At 32.2% G+C, this 3353-nt stretch carries 4 protein-coding genes and 1 pseudogene; all 5 read left to right on the plus strand.

Going from position 1 to position 3353, the window contains the following annotated elements:
* Positions 1-498: hypothetical protein (locus tag HMPREF1984_RS11570; protein WP_021767619.1), on the plus strand; the 498-nt coding region annotated here is incomplete at its 5' end.
* On the plus strand, positions 468-1202 hold the full coding sequence (locus HMPREF1984_RS08770; protein WP_021767620.1) for a hypothetical protein: 735 nt from the start codon (positions 468-470) through the stop codon (positions 1200-1202). The genes HMPREF1984_RS11570 and HMPREF1984_RS08770, both read left to right, overlap by 31 nt.
* A 5-nt stretch (positions 1203-1207) precedes the next feature.
* Entirely contained in the window at positions 1208-1765 is a 558-nt protein-coding gene (locus HMPREF1984_RS11425; protein WP_021746559.1) for a hypothetical protein, read from the plus strand.
* Positions 1762-2337, plus strand: coding sequence for a DUF4291 domain-containing protein (locus tag HMPREF1984_RS08780; RefSeq protein WP_021767621.1), 576 nt, complete (start codon positions 1762-1764; stop codon positions 2335-2337). Before HMPREF1984_RS11425 ends, HMPREF1984_RS08780 begins: the two co-directional genes overlap by 4 nt.
* Positions 2338-2505: 168 nt before the next feature.
* Positions 2506-3353: pseudogene (locus HMPREF1984_RS08785) on the plus strand (hemolysin); the annotation flags it as partial.

Here is a 3353-nt window from a genome sequence, read left to right on the forward strand (position 1 = left end):
TCAACAGGAGTAACGGTAACAACTTCATCTTCTGTAAGAACGGCAGCAGGGTCAGTTGTTCCAAATCTGATTACATCAGGAAAGAGTGTGACAACACTGGAAGTACCAAAGAATCCTATAGTTAAACCGTTTATTAAACCTAAACAGGATATAGAAACAGTAAAGCAACCAGCTGTTACTTCTGAGAAACCTAAAACAGTAGAGAGAAGTCATTCTCAGGGAAGTAATAATCATAACAGTAATAAAGAAAGTTTTAATCAGAAAACAGAAAAAATCCTAATAGAAATCCTGTTGGCGAAAATTATGGCACAGAAAAAACTTCAAATAAAATGCCACCACTTTCAAATAAGGAAAATATTCATAGAAATAGTAATACCCAAAACTATGACTACAAGGTTCAAGATAATAGCACTTCAAATGGCTCAAGCAACGGAGACAGTGGTTCTAAGAAAAATATTGAGCCTTCTGTGGAGAATAGTGGCAAGATTTATACATTAGAATCACAAGATGCAAACTGGAATTTCAAATCAGAAATTCCAAAAACAGCAGTAAAAAATTCTGAGGGTAATTATACATTAGGTAGAGGTAATGAATGGAATTTTGATACTAAATATAATATTCCGTATACTGAAACTGGAAACAAAGGTCAAGGATTAGTTTCTGTTCCGAGTTATGAGGCTTTAATGAATGATTATAGTAGGAATTATGATATTTTTCATCATTCAGTTGGAGAAGTAACAACAAAACCTTTATTAACTTCAAATTATGAAACTTATTATAGAACAATAAGTCAAGAGCATTATGATATATTAAGAAGTACAGGAAGGATGCCTGCAGGACATAATAGTGAGACCTTTATTTCTCCATCTTCTTTATATGTTCAAAGATATGATTATGGTGGAGTAACATTGGAATTTAAACTTAATCCTGGAACAACCAATGAATTAATGAATATCGGGGTTAAAAATAAAAATCAAGTAAGTGGAATAATGGTAGATCCTGATTACAATTATTCAAAATTGCCAAAAGCACCTAAAGGTTGGGGGAGTAATCATGCAATGTTTAAATTGGAAACAACAATTCAAAAAAAACCTATAATAAAAGATCCCTATAATGTAAATATAGGATTAGGAAGAGAAGGCGGAAAAGCATTGAATATCTTTAATGATAATATTATAGACTATAAAGTAATAGGAGAATAATAATTATGAACAAATATCTTAAGGAAATTATATTATTATCAAAATGGTATAATAAAGAATTGACTGATGATGAGTTTTTAGAAAAATTTAAATTAAAAAAAATCAGATATAGAAGAGAAGTTCCTAAAATTGCAAAGGAAAAATTAAAAGAAGCTTGTACATTAAAAAATGGAGATATGATGATGTATTATTCTTCTTTAGTCTTTTCTTTAGTTTTTTCTTCAAAAATAGATTTTGATGAAATCAAAGATTGTATTGAGGAAATTATAACAGGAGATTGGCACTATGACCATGAAAATATAGCAGGTGCATTTGAAGATATAGCTTCACCAAAAACAATAGAATGGGTGTATTATTTAGCATTGGCACATCAGTTTGAAGGATATGAAGGGGGAATTGCAATGGCTAGAAAATGTATTCATGCACTAGGGAAAATAAATACTCCTAAATCAAAAGAAAAATTGGAACTTTTGGCTAATAATTTAAATGAAACTGAAGAATTAAGAGAATCAGCAAAACGAGAATTAAACAGACATAATTTTACAAATAAAGATGTCGAATGAAAGGATTAATTATGAAAAAAGAAGAGGAAAGAAATATTTATGCAGTATTCGATGACAAGACAATAAGAGTTTATCAAGCATATAACAATGAAATAGCAGACGAGGCTTTAAAATTAGGAAAGTTTGGAAGTAAGTTCAGTTTAAACAGAATGACCTGGATAAAGCCGTCATTCTTATGGATGATGTACAGAAGTGGCTGGGCTACTAAACAAGGACAGGAAAGAATACTGGCAATTGACCTGAAAAGGGAAGGATTTGATGAAATAGTGAAAAATGCTGTACTTTCATCTTTTAGAGAAGTTTCTGATTTATCTAAGGAAGAATGGAAAGAAAAATTGGAAAATTCAGAGGTAAGATGTCAATGGGATCCAGAGAGGGATATTTACGGCAATCCAATAGGAAGAAGAGCGATACAGTTAGGTATAAAGGGAGAAACGGTAAAAAAATATATAAATGACTGGATTGTAAATATAACGGATATAACAGATAAAGTTATTGAGATGAGAAACAGCATTCAAAATGGAACTTTTTCAGAAGTTATGCTTCCTGAAGAAAAAAAATATATTATTTAGTTATATATTTTCAAATAATCGTTGTTGTAAAAGACAGCGGTTATTTTTCCTCATATTGAAAAAAGGCTCTATAATATATATGGGGGTGGAAAAGTAACAGGAAAAATTGGAAAAGTTGAAGTTGTTTCAAGACAGAACACAAGCACAACAACTGGAAGCAGTAAAGGAGTGAATCTTGGAATAAGTGCAGATGGAGTTACAAGTTCAGTAACCATAAATGCGGGCAGAACAAATGGAAACAGGGCATTTGTAGACAATCAAAGTACATTCATTGTTGGAGAAGGAAGCAATCTTCATGTTGGAACAGTTGAAAATACAGGAGCTGTAATAGGCAAGGAAGGAAACTCTACATTCAAGATTGACACTTATGTTGGAAAAGATATCCAAAATTATGATACAATGACAACAACAGGAGGTTCAATAGGAGCTTCACTTGGAGGGAAACCAAAAATTACCAATGTTGGATTCAATCAGGACAGCAGGGATAAGCAAGGAATTACAAGAAATACAGTAGTCGGAGATGTTGAGATAACAGAAGCTGAAGGAAGTCCAATAAACAGGGACTTAGGAAAAGCCAATGAAGTAACGAAGGACACTCATAGCAGAACAAATATTAATGTTGAGAGCCAGACAATTGAATATGCTACTAATCCTGGTAAACTGAAAGAGGATATTGGGAAAGCCAAAGAGGAAATAAATGACATAAAGTGGGCAATAAAAGAGTCAATTCACGATAGAGGAGATGACAACAGAAACTTCTTTGGGCAGTTATCAGAAGTAAGGCTGAATAAGAGTCTTGAAAATATAACGAGCGAAAGACTGATAGGTAAGACAGTAGATACTGAAATAGCAGGTATTTTTAAGGCTGCCTACAAGGATTTAGGATACGATATAAACATCATATTTTCAGATCCTAAAAATTCTCCACAATTATTAGATGAGAAAGGGAAACCAAAAACAGGGACGGCTTATGTACGTGATGAAAAAGGAAAGAAAATCAAGACAATAATAATCAA

The sequence above is a fragment of the Leptotrichia sp. oral taxon 215 str. W9775 genome, from assembly GCF_000469505.1.
Classification (GTDB): domain Bacteria; phylum Fusobacteriota; class Fusobacteriia; order Fusobacteriales; family Leptotrichiaceae; genus Leptotrichia_A.

What these genes read in the sequence shown, in the direction of transcription:
- HMPREF1984_RS11425 (WP_021746559.1), top strand. Translation starts at nt 1,208, where the DNA reads ATGAACAAATATCTTAAGGAAATTATATTATTATCAAAATGGTATAAT.
- HMPREF1984_RS08780 (WP_021767621.1), top strand. Translation starts at nt 1,762, where the DNA reads ATGAAAGGATTAATTATGAAAAAAGAAGAGGAAAGAAATATTTATGCA.